23 protein-coding genes and 2 pseudogenes are annotated in these 21,225 nt (G+C 26.3%); 19 read left to right on the top strand and 6 right to left on the bottom strand.

Annotation, left to right across the window (positions count from 1 at the left end; genetic code table 11):
- From proS to lpxB, 19 genes are all read left to right on the top strand, one after another.
- Nucleotides 1-1,335, top strand: coding sequence for a proline--tRNA ligase (proS, locus tag Q0X98_RS06195; protein WP_297682121.1), 1,335 nt, complete (start codon nt 1-3; stop codon nt 1,333-1,335).
- A complete protein-coding gene (locus tag Q0X98_RS06190; protein WP_297682119.1) occupies nt 1,332-2,567 on the top strand; it encodes a lipoprotein-releasing ABC transporter permease subunit in 1,236 nt (411 codons plus the stop codon). The genes proS and Q0X98_RS06190 overlap by 4 nt, the downstream gene beginning before the upstream one ends.
- The gene (locus Q0X98_RS06185) at nt 2,560-3,237 is read left to right on the top strand and encodes an ABC transporter ATP-binding protein (protein WP_297682117.1); all 678 of its coding nucleotides are present in this window, start codon (nt 2,560-2,562) and stop codon (nt 3,235-3,237) included. The genes Q0X98_RS06190 and Q0X98_RS06185 overlap by 8 nt, the downstream gene beginning before the upstream one ends.
- Nucleotides 3,230-6,646 carry a DNA polymerase III subunit alpha gene (dnaE, locus tag Q0X98_RS06180; protein ID WP_297682115.1) on the top strand — a complete coding sequence of 1,139 codons (3,417 nt, stop codon included), beginning with the start codon at nt 3,230-3,232 and terminating at the stop codon, nt 6,644-6,646. Before Q0X98_RS06185 ends, dnaE begins: the two co-directional genes overlap by 8 nt.
- Nucleotides 6,647-6,775: 129 nt before the next feature.
- On the top strand, nt 6,776-7,606 hold the full coding sequence (gene rpsB, locus Q0X98_RS06175) for a 30S ribosomal protein S2 (RefSeq protein WP_297682113.1): 831 nt from the start codon (nt 6,776-6,778) through the stop codon (nt 7,604-7,606).
- A 1-nt stretch (nt 7,607) separates the two neighbouring features.
- A complete protein-coding gene (gene tsf, locus Q0X98_RS06170; protein WP_297682111.1) occupies nt 7,608-8,459 on the top strand; it encodes a translation elongation factor Ts in 852 nt (283 codons plus the stop codon).
- On the top strand, nt 8,460-9,011 hold the full coding sequence (frr, locus tag Q0X98_RS06165) for a ribosome recycling factor (RefSeq protein ID WP_297682109.1): 552 nt from the start codon (nt 8,460-8,462) through the stop codon (nt 9,009-9,011).
- 1 nt (nt 9,012) lies between these two features.
- Nucleotides 9,013-9,687 (top strand): polyprenyl diphosphate synthase, encoded by a 675-nt coding sequence (uppS, locus tag Q0X98_RS06160; RefSeq protein WP_297682107.1) that lies wholly within the window; start codon nt 9,013-9,015, stop codon nt 9,685-9,687.
- Nucleotides 9,687-10,376: a phosphatidate cytidylyltransferase gene (locus Q0X98_RS06155; protein WP_297682105.1), complete on the top strand. Its 690-nt coding sequence runs from the start codon at nt 9,687-9,689 to the stop codon at nt 10,374-10,376. Before uppS ends, Q0X98_RS06155 begins: the two co-directional genes overlap by 1 nt.
- On the top strand, nt 10,377-11,537 hold the full coding sequence (locus Q0X98_RS06150) for a 1-deoxy-D-xylulose-5-phosphate reductoisomerase (protein WP_297682103.1): 1,161 nt from the start codon (nt 10,377-10,379) through the stop codon (nt 11,535-11,537).
- A 50-nt stretch (nt 11,538-11,587) separates the two neighbouring features.
- Nucleotides 11,588-13,786, top strand: a complete 2,199-nt coding sequence (gene bamA / locus Q0X98_RS06145) for an outer membrane protein assembly factor BamA (RefSeq protein ID WP_297682101.1) — start codon at nt 11,588-11,590, stop codon at nt 13,784-13,786.
- A gap of 4 nt (nt 13,787-13,790) precedes the next feature.
- A complete protein-coding gene (locus Q0X98_RS06140; protein WP_297682099.1) occupies nt 13,791-14,312 on the top strand; it encodes an OmpH family outer membrane protein in 522 nt (173 codons plus the stop codon).
- Nucleotides 14,313-14,759, top strand: coding sequence for a 3-hydroxyacyl-ACP dehydratase FabZ (gene fabZ, locus Q0X98_RS06135; RefSeq protein WP_297682097.1), 447 nt, complete (start codon nt 14,313-14,315; stop codon nt 14,757-14,759).
- Between the two features lie 51 nt (nt 14,760-14,810).
- Entirely contained in the window at nt 14,811-15,257 is a 447-nt protein-coding gene (locus Q0X98_RS06130) for an LpxD N-terminal domain-containing protein (RefSeq protein WP_297682095.1), read from the top strand.
- Nucleotides 15,220-15,729: a DapH/DapD/GlmU-related protein gene (locus Q0X98_RS06125; RefSeq protein WP_297682093.1), complete on the top strand. Its 510-nt coding sequence runs from the start codon at nt 15,220-15,222 to the stop codon at nt 15,727-15,729. The genes Q0X98_RS06130 and Q0X98_RS06125 overlap by 38 nt, the downstream gene beginning before the upstream one ends.
- Before the next feature lie 60 nt (nt 15,730-15,789).
- Complete coding sequence (gene lpxA / locus Q0X98_RS06120) at nt 15,790-16,572, top strand: acyl-ACP--UDP-N-acetylglucosamine O-acyltransferase (RefSeq protein ID WP_297682091.1); 783 nt, start codon at nt 15,790-15,792, stop codon at nt 16,570-16,572.
- A 1-nt stretch (nt 16,573) separates the two neighbouring features.
- Complete coding sequence (locus Q0X98_RS06115; protein ID WP_297682089.1) at nt 16,574-16,966, top strand: hypothetical protein; 393 nt, start codon at nt 16,574-16,576, stop codon at nt 16,964-16,966.
- 120 nt (nt 16,967-17,086) lie between these two features.
- Complete coding sequence (gene lpxI / locus Q0X98_RS06110) at nt 17,087-17,359, top strand: UDP-2,3-diacylglucosamine diphosphatase LpxI (protein ID WP_297682088.1); 273 nt, start codon at nt 17,087-17,089, stop codon at nt 17,357-17,359.
- A complete protein-coding gene (lpxB, locus tag Q0X98_RS06105) occupies nt 17,356-18,420 on the top strand; it encodes a lipid-A-disaccharide synthase (RefSeq protein ID WP_297682086.1) in 1,065 nt (354 codons plus the stop codon). Before lpxI ends, lpxB begins: the two co-directional genes overlap by 4 nt.
- A gap of 47 nt (nt 18,421-18,467) precedes the next feature.
- Here the strand turns inward: lpxB and Q0X98_RS06100 are convergent, their stop codons facing one another.
- From Q0X98_RS06100 to Q0X98_RS06075, 6 genes and pseudogenes are all read right to left on the bottom strand, one after another.
- Nucleotides 18,468-18,698, bottom strand: coding sequence for a hypothetical protein (locus Q0X98_RS06100; protein ID WP_297682283.1), 231 nt, complete (start codon nt 18,696-18,698; stop codon nt 18,468-18,470).
- Nucleotides 18,699-18,814: 116 nt separating this feature from the next.
- Nucleotides 18,815-18,946: a hypothetical protein gene (locus Q0X98_RS06095; RefSeq protein ID WP_297682084.1), complete on the bottom strand. Its 132-nt coding sequence runs from the start codon at nt 18,944-18,946 to the stop codon at nt 18,815-18,817.
- Between the two features lie 59 nt (nt 18,947-19,005).
- Nucleotides 19,006-19,590 carry a glutamate--tRNA ligase family protein gene (locus Q0X98_RS06090; RefSeq protein ID WP_297682082.1) on the bottom strand — a complete coding sequence of 195 codons (585 nt, stop codon included), beginning with the start codon at nt 19,588-19,590 and terminating at the stop codon, nt 19,006-19,008.
- Nucleotides 19,590-19,874, bottom strand: a complete 285-nt coding sequence (locus Q0X98_RS06085; protein ID WP_297682080.1) for a glutamate--tRNA ligase family protein — start codon at nt 19,872-19,874, stop codon at nt 19,590-19,592. The genes Q0X98_RS06090 and Q0X98_RS06085 overlap by 1 nt, the downstream gene beginning before the upstream one ends.
- 22 nt (nt 19,875-19,896) lie before the next feature.
- Nucleotides 19,897-20,575: pseudogene (gene lexA / locus Q0X98_RS06080) on the bottom strand (transcriptional repressor LexA).
- A gap of 89 nt (nt 20,576-20,664) precedes the next feature.
- Nucleotides 20,665-21,216, bottom strand: a pseudogene (locus Q0X98_RS06075) (hypothetical protein).
- Between the last annotated feature and the right edge of the window lie 9 nt (nt 21,217-21,225).

The following is a 21,225-nucleotide window of genomic DNA, read 5'->3' as shown; positions in this document are numbered from 1 at the left end:
ATGCTTTTATCAAAATCTTTTATTCCAATATTAAAAAATAATCCTTCTGAGGCAAAAATTAAATCTCATCAATTAATGTTGAGAGTAGGAATGATTAAACAAGCATCTGCTGGTATTTACTCATGGCTTCCACTTGGTTTTAAAGTGATGAAAAAAATAGAAGCTATTGTTAGACAAGAACAAAATAGAATTGGTGCACAAGAAATTCTAATGCCAACAATTCAATCAAGTGAAATTTGGAAAGAAAGTGGCAGATATGATGATTATGGAGAAGAAATGCTCCGAATTAAAGATCGTCAGAACAGAGAAATGCTTTATGGACCAACTAACGAAGAACAAGTAACTGAAATTTTTAGATCTTCATTTAAATCTTATAAATCATTACCTCAACTTCTTTATCATATTCAATGGAAATTTAGAGATGAGATTAGACCTCGATTTGGAATAATGAGAGGTAGAGAATTTTATATGAAAGATGCATATTCATTCGATGTTACAGATGAAGATGCATTTTACTCTTATAACAAATTTTTCTTATCTTACTTAAGAACTTTTAAAAGATTATCTTTAACGGCTATTCCAATGGCAGCTGACACAGGCCCCATAGGTGGAAATTTATCACATGAGTTCATAATTTTAGCAGATACAGGTGAAAGTAAAATTTTTACAGATAAACGTATTTTTGATTTAACTAGTGAAGGTACTAATTTAGAAAAATCTTCATTAGAGCAAATGCGTAAAAAATATGAACAGTTTTATTCAGTGACTGATGAAAAATTTAATAAAGATGAATTTGAAAAAATAGTTTTAGAAGAAAATAGATTAATTACAAAAGGTATTGAAGTAGGACACATTTTTTATTTTGGTGACAAATATTCAAAAGCTATGGACGCTGCAGTTGATCTACCAGGAGGTAAAAAAGATTTTGTTAAAATGGGGTCTTATGGGATTGGTGTATCAAGATTAGTAGGGGCTATTATTGAAGCTAAATACGATGAAAAAAATGAAATCATGAAATGGCCATTGTCTGTTGCTCCATATGATATTGCGCTTATTCCAATGATAAACAAAAATGATACTTCAGCTCTTGAAAAGGCCAACAATATAAACTCTGAACTAATTAAAAATAATATTGAAGTTATTATTGATGATACAGATGAAAACTATTCATCAAAAATTAAAAAGATGAATTTAATTGGAGCCCCATATCAAATTGTAATTGGAAAGAAATCTGAGGGTGATCTTCTAGAATTTAAAGAAACTGGTGGCGAAACTCAGAATCTAAGCTTAGATAAAATAATAGAAATTATAACAAAACAAAAAGTTTCAAATTGATTTCTACGTTAGAAAAAGAAATTACTTTTAGATTTTTAAAAGCTAGAAAAAAAGATGGCTTTTTGAATATTATTTCTATTTTTTCCTTTATAGGGATTAGTCTTGGTGTTGCAGTTCTAATAATTGTCATGTCTGTTATGAATGGATTTAGGACAGAGTTAATAAATAAGATAGTAGGATTTAACTCACATATAACTGTAAAATCTTACGATAATAATGGAATTCAAAGAGATAAATTAGATAATAATAATTTAAAACTTATTAGTAAAAATTTAATTTTTAGCAACTCAGGTGAAGCTATTATTTTAAAGAATAATACTTCAAAAGGAATAGTTTTAAGAGGCTATCAAGCTGAAGAATTTTCTAAATTATCAATAATTCAAAATGACAAATTTAAAGGCGAAAGTTCTATCCTAGGTAAAAATTCTATCTCTATAGGTAACGAACTAAGTTTTAGTTTAGATCTTAAATTAGGAGATAAAATTACCCTTATGTCACCATCAGGAGTTGAAACAATTATTGGAAGTATGCCAAAACAAAAAACTTTTGAGATAACATCAATTTTTAATAGTGGATTAGCAGATTTTGATAACAATATAGCTCTGATCAATTTAGATACATTAGATGATTTTTTCGGTTTTGAAAAACAAGAAAGAAATTTAGAAATTTATTTAAAAGATCCAAAAAATATTGAAAAACAAAAACAAACAGTCCAAAAAATTTTTGATCAAGAATTTATTTATACATGGGCTGATATGAATAGTTCTTTGTTTTCTGCATTAAAGATTGAAAGAAATGTAATGTTTATAATATTATCTTTAATAATTATTGTTGCTGCGTTCAATATTATATCTGGATTAACTATTTTGGTTAAAAATAAAACAAGGGATATTGCAATTTTAAAATCAATTGGTGTTTTAAATAAATCAATTATTAAAATATTTTTTTTAATTGGCATAATAATTGGAACTTCTGCAACAATTTTTGGAATTTTTTTAGGTGTTACATTTTCACTTTATATAGAAGATTTTAGACAATTTTTAAGTTCAACTTTTAATATAAGTTTATTTCCTGAGGAAATTTATTTTTTAAGTACTATGCCGTCAGAAATTAATCCTTCTTCAATTCTATTGATATCAATATGTTCTATATTAATAACTATTATTGTATCTATTTTTCCTGCATTTAAAGCAGCTAATTTAGATCCAATCCAAGCATTAAAATATGAATAATTTTTTAAGATTAAAAAATATTTCCAAATATTTTAATACTGAAAAAAAAATTAAAGTTTTAAAAAATCTATCATACAACTTTAATAAAGGTACAATGTATGCATTGATGGGTCCATCAGGTTCTGGAAAGTCAACATTATTGAATTTGATATCTTTAATAGACAGACCCACACTTGGATCTATTAGATTTAATGATCACTTAGTCAATTTTACTAATAAAAAAAGAAACGATATTTTTAGAGCTAAAAATATTGGAATTGTGTATCAACAAAATAATTTACTTTCAGATTTTACAGCTTTAGAAAATGTTTATTTAGCAAATTTATCTATAAATAATGATAAAGACTCAGCCATGAAAAAAGCAAAAGATCTATTAAGAAAAATAGGCTTATCCAATAGGTTTAATCATTTTCCCTCACAATTATCTGGTGGTGAATGTCAGCGTGTAGCTATTGCAAGAGCTATTATAAATGATCCAGAAATTATTCTTGCAGATGAACCTACTGGAAGTTTAGATTTAACTACTGCTAAAGAAATATTTCAACTTTTAAATAATCAAAAAAATCCCAACAGATTAATTATATTTGCAACCCATAATAGATTTTTTGCCAACAAGGCAGATTGTCTTTTGGAGATGACAGATGGTAGTGTAAAAACTATTGATGTCTGAGTTAATTGAACTTAATTTTAACCATTTAAAAATACACACACAATATTCAATTTGTGAAGGAGCTGTAAAAATAGATGATTTACAAGAATTTTCAAAATTAAATAAAATCAAATCATTGGCTCTTTGTGATACATCAAATCTATGTGGAGCTCTAGAATTTGCTGAAAAAATTTCAAAAGTTGGGACACAACCAATTATTGGCACTCAAATTAATTTTAAATTTAGTGATTGTGTTGGTTTGTTACCTTTATACGCACTCAATGAGGAGGGCTATAAAAGAATAATTAAACTATCATCCACCTCATTTCTTGAAAATGATGAACTGTCGGATCCACATATTGATTTCGAAGAATTACTAAAGGACAACACTGGTGTAGCTATTTTTTCAGGAACAATTTTTGGATTATTTGGAGAATTATTTAATAAAGGAAAATTCAGTGATATTTTTGAATTATACAAAAAACTAAAATTAAATTTTGATGATCGATTTTATATAGAGATCCAAAGACACGGTGATCAGAATGAATTAGGTTTTGAAAAATTTAACTTAAATAAATCCTTAGAATTAGAAATTCCAATAATAGCAACAAACGAAGTTTTCTATTTAAATAAAGATATGCATGAAGCGCATGATGCATTAATTTGTATTGGTAACAAAACTTATGTTAATGAAAAATCAAGAATACGTTTAAGCAATCAACACTATTTAAAAAATAATTCAGAAATGACAGAATTATTTTCAGATTTACCTGAAGCTCTAGAAAATAATTACAATTTTCCCTTAAGGTGTAATTTTAGACCATTGTTTTCTAATCCAATTTTACCAAACATTAGCTCTGAAAAAGGAGGAAATGCCGATGATATTTTAAAAAAAAATTCACTACATGGGTTAAGAATTAAATTTGATAAAATTTTTAATGTCAAAGCTAATGATTTAGAAAAAAATAAAGATTACATAGTTTATAAAGATAGATTGGAACATGAATTATCAATTATAATAAAAATGAAATACTCTAGTTATTTCCTTATTGTATCTGATTATATAAAGTGGGCAAAAAATAATGATATTCCTGTTGGTCCTGGTAGAGGTTCTGGAGCTGGATCTCTTGTTGCTTGGTGTCTTTCAATTACGGACGTTGACCCAATCAAATTTAATCTCATTTTTGAAAGATTTTTAAATCCAGATCGTATCTCAATGCCTGACTTTGATATAGATTTTTGTGAGGAAAAAAGGGATCTAGTTTTTAAATATTTAACAAAAAAATATCAAGATAGTGTTGCTCACATTATTACTTTTGGTAAATTAAAAGCAAGAATGGTAATTAGAGATGTTGGGAGAGTCTTGGGTTTACCTTATGGTTTCGTTGACAGTATTTCAAAAATGATTCCATTTGATCCATCTAGACCCCAAAGTTTATCTCAATGTATTGCAGGTGAACCAAGATTACAAAAACTTGTAAATGAGGACCCTAGAGTAAAAAAATTAACTGATCTTTCATTAAAACTTGAGGGATTGAATAGAAATGTTGCAACACATGCTGCTGGTGTAGTTATAGCAGATAAAAAGCTTACAGAGATAGTGCCATTGTACAAGGATGTTTCGGCAAATTTGTTATTACCATCAACTCAATTTGATATGTATTCTGCAGAAAATGCCGGATTAGTTAAATTCGATTTTTTAGGATTAAAAACACTTACTGTTATCAACAATACTCAAAAGTTAATCAAAAAAATTGATAAAAATTTTGATGTAGAAAAAATCAGTTATGAGGATCAAAAGGTGTTTGATTTATTATCAAGTGGTAATACGGTTGGATTGTTCCAGGTGGAGAGTGCTGGAATGAGGGAAGCACTAGTTCAAATGAAACCCAATCATATTGAGGATATTATTGCTTTAGTTGCTCTTTATAGACCTGGCCCAATGAGTAATATTCCAACATACAACGATTGTAAACATGGTAGACAAACACCAGATTATCTGCATCCTTTATTAGAAGATATTTTAAAACCAACATATGGTGTAATTATATACCAAGAACAAGTGATGCAAATTGCCCAAAAATTATCTGGTTTTACAGCTGGACAAGCTGATCTTCTTAGAAGAGCAATGGGAAAAAAGAAAAGAGCAGAATTAGAAAAACAAAAACAAGGTTTTATTGCCGGAGCATTAAATAATGGAATTGCAAAAGATGTCGCTGCAGGAATTTTTTTAAAAATTGAACCTTTTGCTGAATATGGTTTTAACAAAAGTCATGCTGCAGCCTATGCTATTATATCTTACCAAACTGCATTTTTAAAAACTTATTACCCTAAAGAATTCATTGCAGCATCAATGACAATGGATATTTCAAATCAAAATAAGTTAAGTGAATTTTATGAAGAACTAAAAAGATTAAATGTAGATGTTTTAAGACCTGATATTAATGAGTGTTTTGAAGATTTTAGAACAATAAATAATAAATTTTATTATGCCTTAGGTGGTGTTAAGGCTGTCGGATATGAAGCTATTTCTAATGTTGTTAAGGAAAGAACTGAGAATGGAAAATTTCATTCTATAAATGATTTTTTGAATAGAGTTAACCCAAAAGATATGAATAAATTACAATTAGAAGGCTTGGTTAAAGCTGGTGCTTTTGATAACATCAATAACAACCGACAAGCTCTTTTTGACTCAATTCCAAATTTTATTATTAAAACTAAAAATATATTTGAAAATAAATCAGCAAATCAAATAGATTTATTTTCTGATGACGACAATTCAGAAAATAATATTGTTAATGATATTGAAGATTGGAAATTTGAAGAACGATTATCTAAAGAGTTTGAAGCAGTAGGTTTTTTTATTTCAGATCATCCTTTAAACCAATTTACAGAAATTTTTGATGATTATAAGATTATTGATTATTCTAATTTTAATTTGAGTGATGAAATAAAAGATGCCAATATTGCTGCAACCTTATTAAAAGTTCAAGAAAGAAAAACTGCCAAAGGTAACTCCTATGCTGTATTAAAATTAACTGATTTAAGTAGTGTTTTTGAAATATTTATTTTTTCAGATATTCTTGAGTTAAATCGTGAAATTTTAAAAGAGGGTAATTCTTTACTGTTAACTTTAATTAAAAGCATATCAAACGATGAAAATAGATTTAAAAGAATTAATGTCCAAAAAATAGGATCTATGATGGATTTATTCAATAGCCCAATTAACGAAGTCTCTTTCAAAGTTAATTCTGATGAAAATCTAGAAACAATTTCATCAATTCTGTCTGAGGATGGTAAAACTGAGGTAGATATAAGTATGATTGTTGATGACAAAACACTACGATTTAAACTTAAAAACACAAGGAATCTTGACAGAAAATCACTAAATCTTTTAAGAAAACAAGATATATCGAGCTCTATAAACTAAATAAAACTTGTTAATTTCATGAATTATTAGTAAATAATGCTTAATTTTAATTAACACGCACACAGTTGTTGGTTTTATACCTCCGGTCCTTAATTGGAAATTACTGTGGTGGCTTAACCGGGAATAAATATGAAAATACCTAGCATAACAATACAACAATTATTAGAAGCAGGCGTTCATCTTGGACACAAAACTTTAAGATGGAATCCAAAAATGAAAAAATATATTTTTGGGAAAAGAGACTCAATCCATATTATGGATTTAACACAAACATTAGAATTAACTAAAGTTGCTTTAGAGAAAATATATTCAACGATAGCTAACAACGGTAAAATTTTATTCGTTTCAACTAAAAAACAGGCATCAGAGGCTATTGCAGAAGTTGCTAAAGAAACTGACCAGTACTTTGTAAATTATAGGTGGCTTGGTGGTATGCTTACTAATTGGGGAACTATATCGGGTTCAATTAAAAAGATGAAAAAATATGAAGCTGATCTAGTTTCGGAAAATAGAGGTTTTACCAAAAAAGAACTGCTTAAAATGAGTGTAAAAAAAGATAAACTTGAAAGATCACTAGGTGGTATAGCTGAAATGAAAAAAACTCCTGATTTAGTTTTCATAATTGATACAAATTATGAGTCACTAGCAATCGCAGAATCAGTAAAATTAGGAATACCTATAATTGCGATTCTTGATAGTAATTCTAACCCTGATAATATTGATTATCCAATACCTGGCAATGATGATGCTCGTAGATCTATAGATCTTTATTGTAATTTAATCAAAGAAACTATTAATAACGCTAAGAGTTCAATTCCATCTCCTGAACCAAAAAAAGAACCTAATCAGGATACAAAAGAAAAAACTCAAGAAAAAACTCAAGGAAAAACTGTTCAAGAAATTGATAGAGAAAAATTAGAACAAAAATTTTCTAAAGATAAAAAGGAGACCTTAAACTAGTATGAGTGATATTGAAAATGTTAAAAAATTAAGAGAAGCAACTGGCGCAGGATTTAAAGATTGCAATCTTGCAATAAAAGAGTCTGGTGGCGACATTGATAAAGCAATCGAAATTTTACGTGTAAAAGGAATTTCAAAAGCTTCAAAAAAAATGTCTAGAGATGCAAAAGAAGGTGTTGTTGCTGTAAGTGGTGACGAAACCAAAACATCAGTTATTGAGGTAAATTGTGAAACAGACTTCGTTGCAAAAAATGAAGATTTCACAAATTTTGTTAAAGAACTTAGTGAATTAAATAATAAAAAAAACTCTAATTTAGATGATTTAAAAAGTTCTAAAATGAAAAATGATGAAACAGTTGAGGACAATGTTGTAGCATTAATTGCTAAAATTGGTGAAAAAATTACAATCGGTAAAGCAAAAACGATTGAAAATTCTGGAACAGTAAACAATCATTATTTGCATACAGTTGTTAAAGATAATATATCAAAACTAGCAGTTATTGTTTCATTAGAAACAAAAGATAATTCTGAAGTAGTTAAAAATTTTGGAAAACAATTATCTATGCATATTGCTGCCTCTAACCCATTAGCTCTCACTTCAGATTTAATTGATCAATCAATTGTTGACAAAGAACAAGAGCTTGTAACAGAAGAACTAAAAAATTCTGGAAAACCAGATGATATTGCGAAAAAAATCAGCTTAGGAAAAATGAATAAATTTAAAGAGGAAAATTCTCTTTTAACACAAGCTTGGGTTATGGAACCTAAAAAAAAGGTTCAGGATATAGTTAAAGAGCTTTCAATTGCTGATTTAAAAATAAAAGAATTTTATAGAATAAAGATTGGAGAGTAAATGTTTGATGAAAAGTCTTACAATATCAAAATGGATAAAGCCATTGAGGTTTTTTTAAAAGAACTTTCTTCACTTAGAACTGGTAGAGCAAACGCTGCAATGCTAGATTTAGTTAAAGTTGATGTTTATGGACAGCAAATGCCCATCAATCAAGTTGGCAGCATAACTACACCTGAGCCTAGAATGATTAATATTCAAGTTTGGGATTCAAGCAATGTCCCGTTAGTTGATGCTGCAATTAAAAAATCAGACTTAGGTTTAAATCCCCAGATAGATGGCCAATTGATTAGGCTTCCTGTTCCAGAACTTAATGAGGAAAGAAGAACAGAATTAAAAAAACTAATAAAATCAATTGGTGAAAAATGTAAAGTTTCTATCAGAAACATTCGAAGAGAGGCAAATGAGGATTTAAAAAAACTTTTAAAAGCAAAAGAAATTGGAGAAGATGATGAAAAATCATCTGAAAAAAATGTTCAAACAATTACAGATGATCATATAAAGGTAGTTGATGAAAAGGTTTCTTTAAAAGAAAAAGAAATAATGACCATATAAGATGAACCCGCTCAATCATGTGGCCATAATTATGGATGGCAATGGAAGGTGGGGATTAAAATACAAAAACTCTAGAAACGAGGGTCATAAAGCAGGTCTTAATACAGTTGAAAAAATCATTAAAGAAACTATTAGACAAAAAATTAAATATTTAACATTGTATGCTTTTTCTACAGAAAATTGGAATAGGCCAAAAAATGAAATAAATTTTTTGTTTGATTTACTAGAAAATTTCCTATCCAAAAAAATTGAAGAACTTAATAAACAAAATATTAAACTCAATATTGTTGGCGTAAAAAAGTTTTCAACAAAATTGAATAAACTTCTAAATCATTCAGAAAAGAAAACATCAAAAAATACAAGACTTCAAATTAATCTTGCACTAAATTATGGTTCAAAATTTGAAATTTTAGATGCTTTTAAGAAATTAAGTAAAAATGGTGACAAAATAAACGAAAAAAATTTAACAAGGTATCTACAGACAAAAAATATTCCAGACCCTGAATTATTGATCAGAACAGGCGATAAAAAAAGATTAAGTAATTTCTTACTATGGCAATTGGCTTATGCCGAAATTTTTTTTGAAAAAAAATTATGGCCTGATTTTGATGAAAAAGACTATATTAAAATCATCAAAAAATACAAAAAAATTAAAAGAAACTTTGGTAATATTTGATGTCACAAAATTTATTAAAAAGAATAATCACTTCAATTGTTTTATTGTTTTTATTATTTTTCATCAATTTTAGTCATAAATATATTTTTATTTTTTCAATTTTGTTACTTGGTATTCTTATCTATATTGAAGCAAACAATATATTTTCAAAATTAATATCACTGCAGCTATTAAAAAAGAAAACTTTATCTGAAACATTTAATTTTAGATTTCTTAGCTTAAATATCATAACTTTTTGTTATGTATTTTTTGTATTTTGTAATCTCTCGTTTGAAATTCATAGATCTGAAGGTCCTATTTTTTTTCTATACATAATTAGCATATGTTTTTTTACAGATATTGGTGGTTATGTTTTTGGTAAATTAATAGGTGGTAAAAAATTATCAAAAATTAGTCCAAATAAAACAATATCAGGAACAGTTGGTTCGTTTATATTTTCAATTATTCCATTAATTTTATTCTTAAATTTTGGTTATTTGAATTTAGAATTTAATTTAACTAATATTTTGTTTAGTTTATTAATTTCATTGATTAGCCAATTAGGCGATCTATTTGTTTCTTTTTTTAAGAGAAAAGCAAAAATCAAAGATACAGGTAAATTACTACCTGGTCATGGAGGAGTTTTAGATAGAGTAGATGGTGTTTTATTTGCAATACCATTTTCGTATTTTTTACTAAAATTATTTTAAATGAAGAAAAAGATTGCTATACTTGGGTCAACTGGTTCTATTGGCAAAACATTAATAGAAATAATAAAAAAAGATAAAAAAAACTTTAATGTAATTTTACTTACAGCACATAAAAATTATAAAGAAATTTTAAAACAAGCAAAAATTCTAAAAGTAAAAAATTTAATCATAACTGATAAAAAATCATATCTTAATTTATCAAAAAATAAATTGGGTAAAATTAAAATTTTTAATAATTACGAATCCTTTAATAATATTTTTAATGAAAAGATTGATTATGTGATGAGCTCAATTTCTGGGATTAATGGTTTAACACCAACAATAAAAATTATTAAATTTACAAAGAAAATAGCTATTGCAAATAAAGAAGCAATTATCTGTGGTTGGCACTTAATAAAAAAAGATCTTAAAAAATTTAAAACATCTTTTATTCCAGTAGATTCTGAGCATTTTTCAATTTTTTATTCTTTACAAGGTAATAAAATTTCTAATGTGAATAAAATATATTTAACAGCTTCTGGAGGCCCCCTAATCAATACTCCAAAAAATAAATTTAAGGATATTAAAATTTCAGAAGCTATTAATCATCCAAATTGGAAGATGGGAAAAAAAATATCTGTAGATTCAGCAACTATGATGAATAAAGTTTTTGAAATTATAGAGGCAAAAAAAATATTTAATATAAAATATGAATCATTGGATATATTGGTGCATCCTTCATCATACGTTCATGCAATTATAAAGTTTAATGATGGAATGGTAAAAATTATTGCACATGACACTAACATGAAAATTCCTATATTTAATTCACTATACGAGAATCAAAATAAAAAAATTAAAACAGATAAATTAAATCTTAATAAATTAAATTTATTAAATCTTAAAAAAGTCGATTTGAATAAATTTCCATCAATAAAGATTATAAAAAAGCTTAAAAATAAGGAATCTTCCTTAGAAACTGTAATTGTCTTAGCCAATGATATTTTGGTTAACCATTTTTTATTAAAAAAAATTTATTTTACTGATATAGTAAGGCTTCTTCAAAAACTGATTAGTATGAAAAAATTCAACAATTATAGAAAGAGTAAATTAAAAAATATTAACTCAATAATTTTATTGAATAATCAATTACAATCAACAATTAACAAAATGATTGCATAATATTTATGAGTTCAATTTTTACTTTTTTAAAATTTGTCTTTATTTTTTTGATGCTGTTATCATCAAAAGCAATTTCCAATACTATAGATAAAATTGAAATAACTGGAAATGACAGGATTACGGATGAAACTATAAGATTATTTATTTCTGTAAGTAAAAATGATGAAATTAATGATATTGAATTAAACAATATATTAAATGATTTGTATGAAACTAATTTTTTTAAAAACATAGTTGTTAATTTCAAAGATCAAATTTTATTAATTAATGTTGAAGAAAATCCTATTATTGAAAACGTTAATTATAATGGAATAAAAAGTAATAGAATTTTAGACTTAATAAAACAGGATACCTTTATTAAGTCTAGATCATCTTTCAATGAAAATTTATTAAAAAAAGAAAAATTAAAAATTGAAAATATTTTAAAAAATTTAGGTTATTACAACTCTAATTTAGAAATTTTAGTCGAAGAGACAAAAAATAACTTAGTTATCATTACATATAATATAGATTTGGGAAAAAAATCAAAAATTAAAAAGATCACTTTTATAGGGAATAAAGTTTTTAAAGATAAAAAACTTCATAGAATTATAACAAGTTCAGAATATAAATTTTGGAAATTTATCTCTGGTAGAAAATATTTAAATCAAAATTCAGTTTCTTTTGATGAAAGACTTTTACAAAATTTTTATAAAAATAATGGATATTACAATGTAAAAATAAATTCTTCATTTGCTAAACTTATTGACTCAAATAATTTTGAATTGATTTTTAATATTAATTCTGGTCCCAAAGTCTTTTTTGGCAATTTAGATTTAGATTTACCTTCAGATTTTGATGAAAAAAATTTTAGTCCTATAATAGAACTATTTATAAAAACTGAGGGAAAAGCATATTCAATTAATCAAATTGATAAGATTCTTGATGAAATTGATACTATTACAACTCTTGAGCAGTACAAATTTATAAAAGCTAATGTAACTGAAAATATAGAAGATAACTTAATTAACCTAAAATTTACAGTTGAAGAAAGTGAAAAAATTTTTGTTGATAGAATAAATATAACTGGAAATACAATCACTGCTGAAAATGTTATTCGTAATCAATTATTGCTTGATGAGGGTGATCCTTTTAGTGAAATTTTAGTAACTAAATCTATTAACAATATTAAAAGTCTTAATTTTTTTAAAAAAGTTGGATCTAAAGTTATAATTAATGAGGATAATAACACTAAAACAATTAATATTTCTGTAGAAGAAAAACCTACTGGTGAAATTTATGCTACAGCTGGTGCCGGTACTTCTGGTGGATCTTTTGGTTTTGGTGTTAAAGAAAATAATTTTTTAGGCAATGGAATTGGCCTTGATACAAATTTTGAATTAACAAGTGAGACATTTAAAGGCAAGTTTTCAGTTACCAATCCAAATTTTAATAATACAGATAAAACTCTATATATATCCGCTGAATCTAGTGAAAATGATAACTACCAAAATTTTGGTTACAAAACAAACAAAACTGGTTTGATTATAGGTACTAATTTTGAATACCTCAATGATTTTTATTTGGGATTGTCTAATTCTAACTTTTATGAAGTAATTCGAACTAATAGTACGGCATCAGCACAACAACAAGCTCAAGAAGGAAATTATTGGGATTCTTTTATCAAATTAGATTTTAATTATGATAAACGTAATCAAAAATTTCAAACAAATTCTGGATTTAGATCGTTCTATTCATTGGATTTACCAATTTTAAGTGACACTAATACTTTAAAAAATTATTATAATTATGATCACTATTTTGATTTTTTTGAAAATAACTTTTCTTCTATTTCTTTTTATTTTCAAACTGCAAATTCATTAAATAATAAAGATATAAAACTATCTGAAAGAATAAATATTCCATCAAGTAGATTAAGAGGTTTTGAAAGGGGAAGAGTGGGCCCTAAAGATGGTGACGATTTTATTGGTGGAAATTATGCATATTCGATTAATTTTGCATCAAATGTACCTTTTTTATTTGAAGAGTCACAAAAACTAGATTTCTTAATTTTTGCAGATGCAGCCGATATATGGGGTGTGGATTATGACTCATCTATTAAAGGTAATGGCATTCGATCTTCTATTGGTGTTGCTCTTGATTGGATGAGTCCATTAGGTCCTATGAATTTTAGTTTGGCTTATCCAATTACAAAAGTAACCGGAGATAAGACTGAATCATTTAGATTTAATTTAGGTACAACTTTTTAATTCAATGTTTAAAAAATTTTTTTTCATATTAATACTTTCGTTACTATCATTTAATGCATTAAAAGCGGATGTAAAAACTTCATATGTAGATATTGACTATATCTTATCTAATTCTATTGCAGGCAAATCACTTTTAGAAAAGTTAAAAAAAGAGGAAAAATTAAAAATTGATAAATTTAAAATTAGCGATGAAAACTTTAGAGATAAAGAAAAAAAAATAATAGCAAAAAAAAACCTCATCACCAATGAAGAAATAAATAAAGAATTAAAATCATTACAAATTGAATTTCAAAGTTACAAAAAAAATAAAATTCAGGAAATTAAAGAATTTAAAGATAAAAGAAATAGAAATATTTTGAACTTTATAAAAATGATAAACCCAATAATTGAAAATTATATGACAGAAAATTCAATTTCTATTTTGCTAGATAAAAAAAATATTTTTATTGCAAGTAAAGACTATGATATTACAAAAAATTTGATTACACTAATTGATAAAAAAATTGAAAATATAGACATAAAATAAATGATAAATTTAAATAAAAGTGAAATCGAAAATTTACTTCCTCACAGAGATCCAATGCTATTAATTGATGAGCTTAATGATATCAAAAAATTAACCTCTGCTACTGGAATAGTTAATGTTAAAAAGAATAGTTTTTTTGTTCAAGGACATTTCCCTGGACAACCAGTTATGCCAGGAGTTCTTATCGTTGAGGCTTTTGGTCAAACAGCTGCTGCTTTAACAGCACATGGTATCGACAAATCTACATACGAGAATAAACTAGTTTTTTTAATGGGTGTTGAAAAAGCTCGTTTTAGAAGCCCTGTCATTCCTGACTGCAAATTATTATTAAAAGTTGAAGCCATAAGATCTCACGGCAGAGTTTGGAAATATAAAGGCGAAGCTTTTGTGGATGACAAAAAAATGGCTGATGCAATGTGGTCAGCTACTATCGTAGATAAGAAATAAATAGCAATAATTGTTGATAACTTATTATATTTTGCTTTGTTAAAAGCAAACATGGTTAATCCTTTTTTTAAAAATCACGGTCCTTTTAAATTAGTTGATATATTAAAAGATTTGAATCTAAATCATATAGAAATAAACAAAGATTTATTTATTAATGACATTAAAGATTTGAAAAACTCTCAATCAAATGAAATTACATTTTTTCATTCACAAAAATACAAGTCAGTAGCAAATAATACAAAAGCAACTTTTTGTTTAACAACAGAAATTTTAAAAAAAGAATTACCTAAAAACTGTAAACCAATAATAGTAGACAATGTTTTAGTTTCAACCTCCATTATTACAGCTAAATTCTATCCAGATTCAATAGAGGATAGTTTTGATGATACTGTTCAAGAAATTGATCAAACTAAATTCAACGATTTTGTAAAGTATGGTAAAAATGTATTAATTGGTGAAAATGTTATCAATTGGTTCAAATTGTTCTATAGGACATAACACGATTATTGAAAAAAATGTTATTATTGGTGACAACTGTTCTATTGGTTCAAACACAGTCATTAGAAATACTTTAATTAAAAAAAATGTTAAAGTTCTTGATAATTGCACTATTGGAAAACATGGGTTTGGTTTTTTTCCAAATAACAAATCAAATTTAAGATATCCCCATATAGGTGTTGTTTTAATTGAAGATAATTGTGAAATTGGTTGTGGTTCGACTATAGACAGGGGCTCAATGTCAAATACTCATATTGGTAAAAATACGTATTTAGATAATCAAATTCATATAGCTCATAACGTTAAAATTGGAGAAAATTCAATTATAGCTGGTCAAGTAGGAATTGCTGGAAGCTCCACAATTGGTAGCAATGTAAGAATTGGAGGGCAAGTTGGAATTTCAGGACATTTAAAAATTGGTAATAATGTTGAGATTGCAGGTGGGAGTCGGAGTTATAAGAGATATACCTGATAATATTAAAGTTATGGGTTACCCAGCTAAAAATATTAGAGAATTTTTGAAAGAAAATAAATGATACATAAAACAGCAATTATAGATCCTAAAGCAAAAATTTCCTCTAGTGCAAAAATTGGACCATACTCTATCATTGGTCCACATGTAGAAATAGGAGAAGATACAGATATTAATTCACATGTAAGTATTGCTGGCTATACAAAAATTGGAAAAAATAATAAAATTTATCCTTTTGCATCTATTGGAAATGAGCCTCAAGATTTAAAATTTAAAGGTGAAAAATCTTGTCTTGAAATTGGAGATAATAATAAAATAAGAGAATACGTTTCAATAAATCCGGGTACGAATGGTGGTTCTGGATTAACAAAAATTGGCAATAACTGTTTATTTATGGTTTCGTCGCATGTTGCTCATGATTGTACTATCGGTAATAATATTGTTGTTGTTAACAATGTTGCGATTGGCGGACATGTTCATATTGATGATAATGCGATTATTGGTGGCAACTCTGCAGTTCATCAGTTTATTAGGATAGGTAAGTTTGCTATGATTGGTGGAATGTGTGCTGTTATCAGAGATGTAATACCATACGGATTAGTTCATGGAAATAGAAGTATACTTCAAGGTATTAACTTAATTGGTCTTAGAAGAAATAATATTTCAAATCAAGATATTACTTTACTTAGTAATGCTTATAAGGAAATTTTTAAAAGTGAAAATCTATCTGAAAATTTAAATAATTTATCTGATGATTTTAAAAAAAATGACCTTGTTACCGAAATTTTAAGATTTCTTCAAAAAGATAAAAAAAGACCAATTTGTACTCCATTTTTAAAATAAGATGATTGGATTATTTTTAGGGGACACTGATTTTCCAAAGATAATTCTTAAAAAAATTAAAAAATTAAAAAAAAAATATTTTATTATTGATTTATCGAAAAATAATATTTTTAAAAAAGATAAAAATTCATTTCGAATAAGTATTGGAAAATTTGGAAAAATTATTGATTTAATTAATAAAAAAAAAGCCAAAGAAGTATTATTTGCAGGTAAAATTTTAAAGCCAAATTTTTCCACATTAAGATTAGATTTAAAAGGTATTTATTACATGCCACGTATCCTTAAGGCTGCTAAATTTGGTGATGCAGCAATTTTAAAAACAATATCAAAATTCTCAGCGATGAAAAAATTAAAGTTATTCGTTCAAACTTTTATAGTCCTGAATTATCATTAAAATCTGGAAATTATTCAAAAATAAAACCAAATTTAAGAGATGTTAGTTCAATTAAAAAAGGAATAAGATATTTTAAAGATTTAAATAGCTTAGATCATGTTCAGGCAATTATTGTTAAAGATGAATAATATAGTAGCAACAGAAGGCAGGCAGGGAACTAAAAAAATGATTTCAAAATTAAAAAAAAAAACCGAAGGAATATTAATAAAATTACCTAAATCAAAACAAGATTTAAGATTAGACCTTCCAACAATTGGGTTTAATACTTTAAAAGATTGTAAAAAATTTGGTTTAAAGGGGATAGTTTTAAAATCAATGCACAATATATTTTTAGACAAATATAAATGCATAAGTTTTGCAAATAAAAATAAAATTTTTATAAAGGTTTTATGAAAAAAATCTTTATATTAACGGGAGAACCCTCAGGAGACAAATTAGCTTCTTCAATAATTACAAAGTTAAAAATTCAAAATCCTAACATTGAATATTTATCTGTTGGAGGTGAACATTTAAATAATTTGGGTATAAGATCTATTTATGATTTAAAGGATATTACATATCTTGGTTTTACCAGCGTATTATTAAATATTTTTAAGATAAAAAAAAAAATCAGTAAAACAGTCGATGAAATTCTAAAATTTGATCCTGATATATTATTAAGCGTGGATAGTCCTGACTTCACACTAAGAGTGGCAGAAAGAGTTAAAATGTTAAATAACAAGATAATAACAGTTCACTATGTTGCTCCTAAAGTTTGGGTTTGGCGAAAAAAAAGAGTTAAAAAAATTAAAAAATTTATAGATCATATGCTTTTATTATTTAGTTTTGAAAAAGAATATTTTGATAAAGAAAATATTAAAACTACTTTTGTAGGACATCCATTGATAGAAGATAAAGAAAATGTAAAGATTGTCTCCAATAATTTGATTTCTAAAGATAGAATGATTATATCAATATTTCCAGGCAGTCGAAAATCTGAAACTACTGTTTTAATGCCAATACTGTTAGATTTTATAAAGTTAATGAATATAAAAAATTATAATTATGATTATATTTTTCACGCAACGAATGAAAATAAGAAATTTTTGGCTGACCAAATTAAAAAATCTAATTTAAAAAATATTGACGTAGTTTCGGATGAAAATATTAAATTAAAAGTATTATCTAATTCTGTTTTTGCTGTTTCTAAATCAGGGACAGTTTCATTGCAAATTTGTAATTTAAATATACCTTCAATAATAATCTACAAGTTAAGTTTTTTAAATTTTATGATTTTTAAATTTTTAGCAAATATCAAATTTGCTAACATCATTAACATTATTAATGATAAAGAAGTAATTCCCGAATTATTGCAAAAAGAATGTAATTCTAAGGAAATTTTTAACTCTGTAATTTATTTATTAAAAAATCCAGATTTAATAAAAAAACAGCTAATAATTGTAATGACACATTAGATGGTATTAGATCTAAAACATCCTCATCAAATGAGTCAGCTCTAATTTTAAACAAGTATCTTACTTCCTAATCTTTTTTTAACCTCTTCTTTACCTAACGAAATGATAATATCATAAAGTCCTGGGCCAAATTTAGAACCTGTTAAGGCTACTCTAAGTGGTTGACCAACTCCTTTGAAATTTGTCTCATATTTCTTTATTAGTTCATTTACAATTGGCTCAAGGCTTTCTTTATTCAAGTATTTTATATCTGTTAGATCGTTATTAAATTCTTTTATAATGTTTTTTGACTTTTCATCTATTAATTTTAAATCTTCATCATTAAATTTAATTTCATCTAGATATTATATATTTTGCATTATTATAAATATCTTCCAAAGTTTTTGCTTTGTTTTTAAGAAAAGATAATGATCATTTTAATTTTTGCTTCTTTTATTGGGTTTATTTTTTCTTTATAAATTTCACAATATTCTACAAGATGCTTGTAGAGATCATTTTCATCAATATTTTTTAATATAATGCTCATTCATCGATAAAATTCTGCTCATATCTAGTTTTGAAGGAGATTTGCCAATACCTTCTAAGTTAAAGTGTTCTAATACTTTCATCAAGAGTAAATATTTCCTTATCCTCAAAAGACCAACCCAATCTAAGCAAATAATTTCTTAAAGCATCAGGCATTATGCCAATTTTAGAATAGTCATCTAATGTTGATGCATTATCTCTTTTTGATAATTTTTTACCTTCTATTGTATGAATAAGGGGTATATGTGCAAATTTTGGCAAATCCCAATTCATAGCTAAATAAATTTGCATTTGTTTGAAAGTATTAATTTTATGATCATCTCCTCTAATAATGTGTGTCATATTCATTTGATGATCATCGACTGTAGCAGATAAATTATATGTTGGTGTACCATCGTTTCTTAAAATTATGAAATCTTCAATTGTATTATTGTCAATTTCAACATCACCTTGAACTAAATCTTTTAATACTGTTGATCCCTCTATTTTACTTTTAAATCTTATTACTGGTTTTATATCTTTAGGAGCTTCAGAATCTGGCATATCTCTCCATTTTCTATTATAAATATAAGGAAGTTTTTTTTGTCTAGCTCTTTTTTTTTGTTCTTCAATTTCTTCAGTTAGAACAATAACATTTATAAGCATTACCATTTTCTAATAAGTTCATTTGCAACATCTACATGATCTTTAATTTTAGTTGATTGGATATATTCCTCACCATCATGCTCTATACCAAGCCATTTTAAAGATTTAATAATTTGAATTTTATGCTCATCTTTAGATCTTTCTTTATCAGTATCCTCAATTCTAAGGTGAAATGTTCCTTTTTGGTTTTTAGAAAATAACCAATTAAAAAGTGCAGTTCTTACACCACCAATATGAAGAGCTCCAGTAGGTGAGGGAGCAAATCTAGTTGCTACTTTTGACATCAGTGATGTTTAGACTATTTTTTTAGAAGTTTCTATATAAAGATACCAAAACTCCTTGAACTTTAACTCTATCTGGTCCAAAAATTTTAGTTTCATAGTTTCTATTAGCACTTTCAAGTGCAACCACTTTACCTTTTTTACGAATTCTTTTAAGCATAGCTTCATGTTCATCAATTAAAGCTACAACAATTTTTCCATTATCAGCAGTATCAGTTCTTCTTAATAATTACAGTATCACCTTCATTGATGCCAGCTTCTATCATAGAGTCACCTTGAACTTTTAATCCAAAATAATCACCATTTTTTTCTAGATTGCTTGGCAAAGGAATTCTTGACACTTCATTTTGTATAGCTTCAACTGGAGTTCCAGCAGCTATTTTTCCAAGAACAGGAACTTCCATATCATCAGAATTAATATTAACTTCATCCAAACCACCTTTAATTACACTAGGTGAGAAACTATTATAAATATCATTTGCAGATGCTGTTTCTGGCAATTTAATCACCTCTAAAGCTCTTGCTTTGTGAGCTAATCTTTTAATAAATCCTCTCTCTTCTAAGGCACTAATTAATCTATGAATTCCTGATTTAGACTTTAAATTAAGTGATTGTTTCATTTCCTCATAAGAGGGTGAAACTCCAGAGCTTCTCAACTTCTTGTTGATAAATAAAAGCAGGTTTTTTTGTTTTTTAGTAAGCATAAGAACAAATATCGTACAAATAATGTTCTATAAAAGTTCTTATAAATAAACAATAGTAAAAAAGTTAGTTAAAATAGGGGTTAATTTAACTACAAAACAGAGAAAATAGAATTTTCTGACAAATTTTTTAAAAGTGATTCACCAATTAAAAAAGTTTTAATAGAAGTTTTATTATTCAAATCCAAAAGTTCATCTTTTGTTTTAATTCCACTCTCAGAAATTAAAGGTCCTTGATGATTCAAAAGCACATTATGAATATCGTAGGTTGTATTTATATCAGTTTTAAGTGTTTTTAAATTTCTATTGTTAATTCCAATTAAAGCATCTTTAAAATTTAAAGCTTTTTCTGCCTCTTCTACAGTATGCACTTCAACAATAACAGACATGTTAAATCTTAATGCTTCTTCATATAAGTTCATTAGCCAAATCATCAGACACACCAGCTAGAATAATTAAAATTGCATCAGCACCATAACTCTTTAGCAAAAGGTATTTGAAATTTATCAATAAAAAAATCTTTACATAAAATTGGTAATTTAAATGTTGGCTTTTAATTTTAGCTGATATGCATTAAACTTTCCTAAAAAAAAATCTTCTTCAGTTAGTACAGAAAGACAAGTTACATTATTTTCGTTATAAATTTTTGCAAT

This window comes from uncultured Candidatus Pelagibacter sp., assembly GCF_943788075.1.
Taxonomy (GTDB): Bacteria; Pseudomonadota; Alphaproteobacteria; order Pelagibacterales; family Pelagibacteraceae; genus Pelagibacter.
Note: the sequence above shows the minus strand (reverse complement) of the source record. Positions and strands in the feature narration are given on the sequence as shown.

Bases quoted from the DNA above. Each gene is read 5' to 3' on its own strand.
- proS (WP_297682121.1), top strand. From the start codon at position 1: ATGCTTTTATCAAAATCTTTTATTCCAATATTAAAAAATAATCCTTCT.
- Q0X98_RS06185 (WP_297682117.1), top strand. From the start codon at position 2,560: ATGAATAATTTTTTAAGATTAAAAAATATTTCCAAATATTTTAATACT.
- dnaE (WP_297682115.1), top strand. From the start codon at position 3,230: ATGTCTGAGTTAATTGAACTTAATTTTAACCATTTAAAAATACACACA.
- rpsB (WP_297682113.1), top strand. From the start codon at position 6,776: ATGAAAATACCTAGCATAACAATACAACAATTATTAGAAGCAGGCGTT.
- tsf (WP_297682111.1), top strand. From the start codon at position 7,608: ATGAGTGATATTGAAAATGTTAAAAAATTAAGAGAAGCAACTGGCGCA.
- frr (WP_297682109.1), top strand. From the start codon at position 8,460: ATGTTTGATGAAAAGTCTTACAATATCAAAATGGATAAAGCCATTGAG.
- uppS (WP_297682107.1), top strand. From the start codon at position 9,013: ATGAACCCGCTCAATCATGTGGCCATAATTATGGATGGCAATGGAAGG.
- Q0X98_RS06155 (WP_297682105.1), top strand. From the start codon at position 9,687: ATGTCACAAAATTTATTAAAAAGAATAATCACTTCAATTGTTTTATTG.
- Q0X98_RS06150 (WP_297682103.1), top strand. From the start codon at position 10,377: ATGAAGAAAAAGATTGCTATACTTGGGTCAACTGGTTCTATTGGCAAA.
- bamA (WP_297682101.1), top strand. From the start codon at position 11,588: ATGCTGTTATCATCAAAAGCAATTTCCAATACTATAGATAAAATTGAA.
- Q0X98_RS06140 (WP_297682099.1), top strand. From the start codon at position 13,791: ATGTTTAAAAAATTTTTTTTCATATTAATACTTTCGTTACTATCATTT.
- fabZ (WP_297682097.1), top strand. From the start codon at position 14,313: ATGATAAATTTAAATAAAAGTGAAATCGAAAATTTACTTCCTCACAGA.
- Q0X98_RS06130 (WP_297682095.1), top strand. From the start codon at position 14,811: ATGGTTAATCCTTTTTTTAAAAATCACGGTCCTTTTAAATTAGTTGAT.
- Q0X98_RS06125 (WP_297682093.1), top strand. From the start codon at position 15,220: ATGTTATCAATTGGTTCAAATTGTTCTATAGGACATAACACGATTATT.
- lpxA (WP_297682091.1), top strand. From the start codon at position 15,790: ATGATACATAAAACAGCAATTATAGATCCTAAAGCAAAAATTTCCTCT.
- Q0X98_RS06115 (WP_297682089.1), top strand. From the start codon at position 16,574: ATGATTGGATTATTTTTAGGGGACACTGATTTTCCAAAGATAATTCTT.
- lpxI (WP_297682088.1), top strand. From the start codon at position 17,087: ATGAATAATATAGTAGCAACAGAAGGCAGGCAGGGAACTAAAAAAATG.
- lpxB (WP_297682086.1), top strand. From the start codon at position 17,356: ATGAAAAAAATCTTTATATTAACGGGAGAACCCTCAGGAGACAAATTA.
- Q0X98_RS06095 (WP_297682084.1), bottom strand. From the start codon at position 18,946: ATGAGCATTATATTAAAAAATATTGATGAAAATGATCTCTACAAGCAT.
- Q0X98_RS06090 (WP_297682082.1), bottom strand. From the start codon at position 19,590: ATGCTTATAAATGTTATTGTTCTAACTGAAGAAATTGAAGAACAAAAA.
- Q0X98_RS06085 (WP_297682080.1), bottom strand. From the start codon at position 19,874: ATGTCAAAAGTAGCAACTAGATTTGCTCCCTCACCTACTGGAGCTCTT.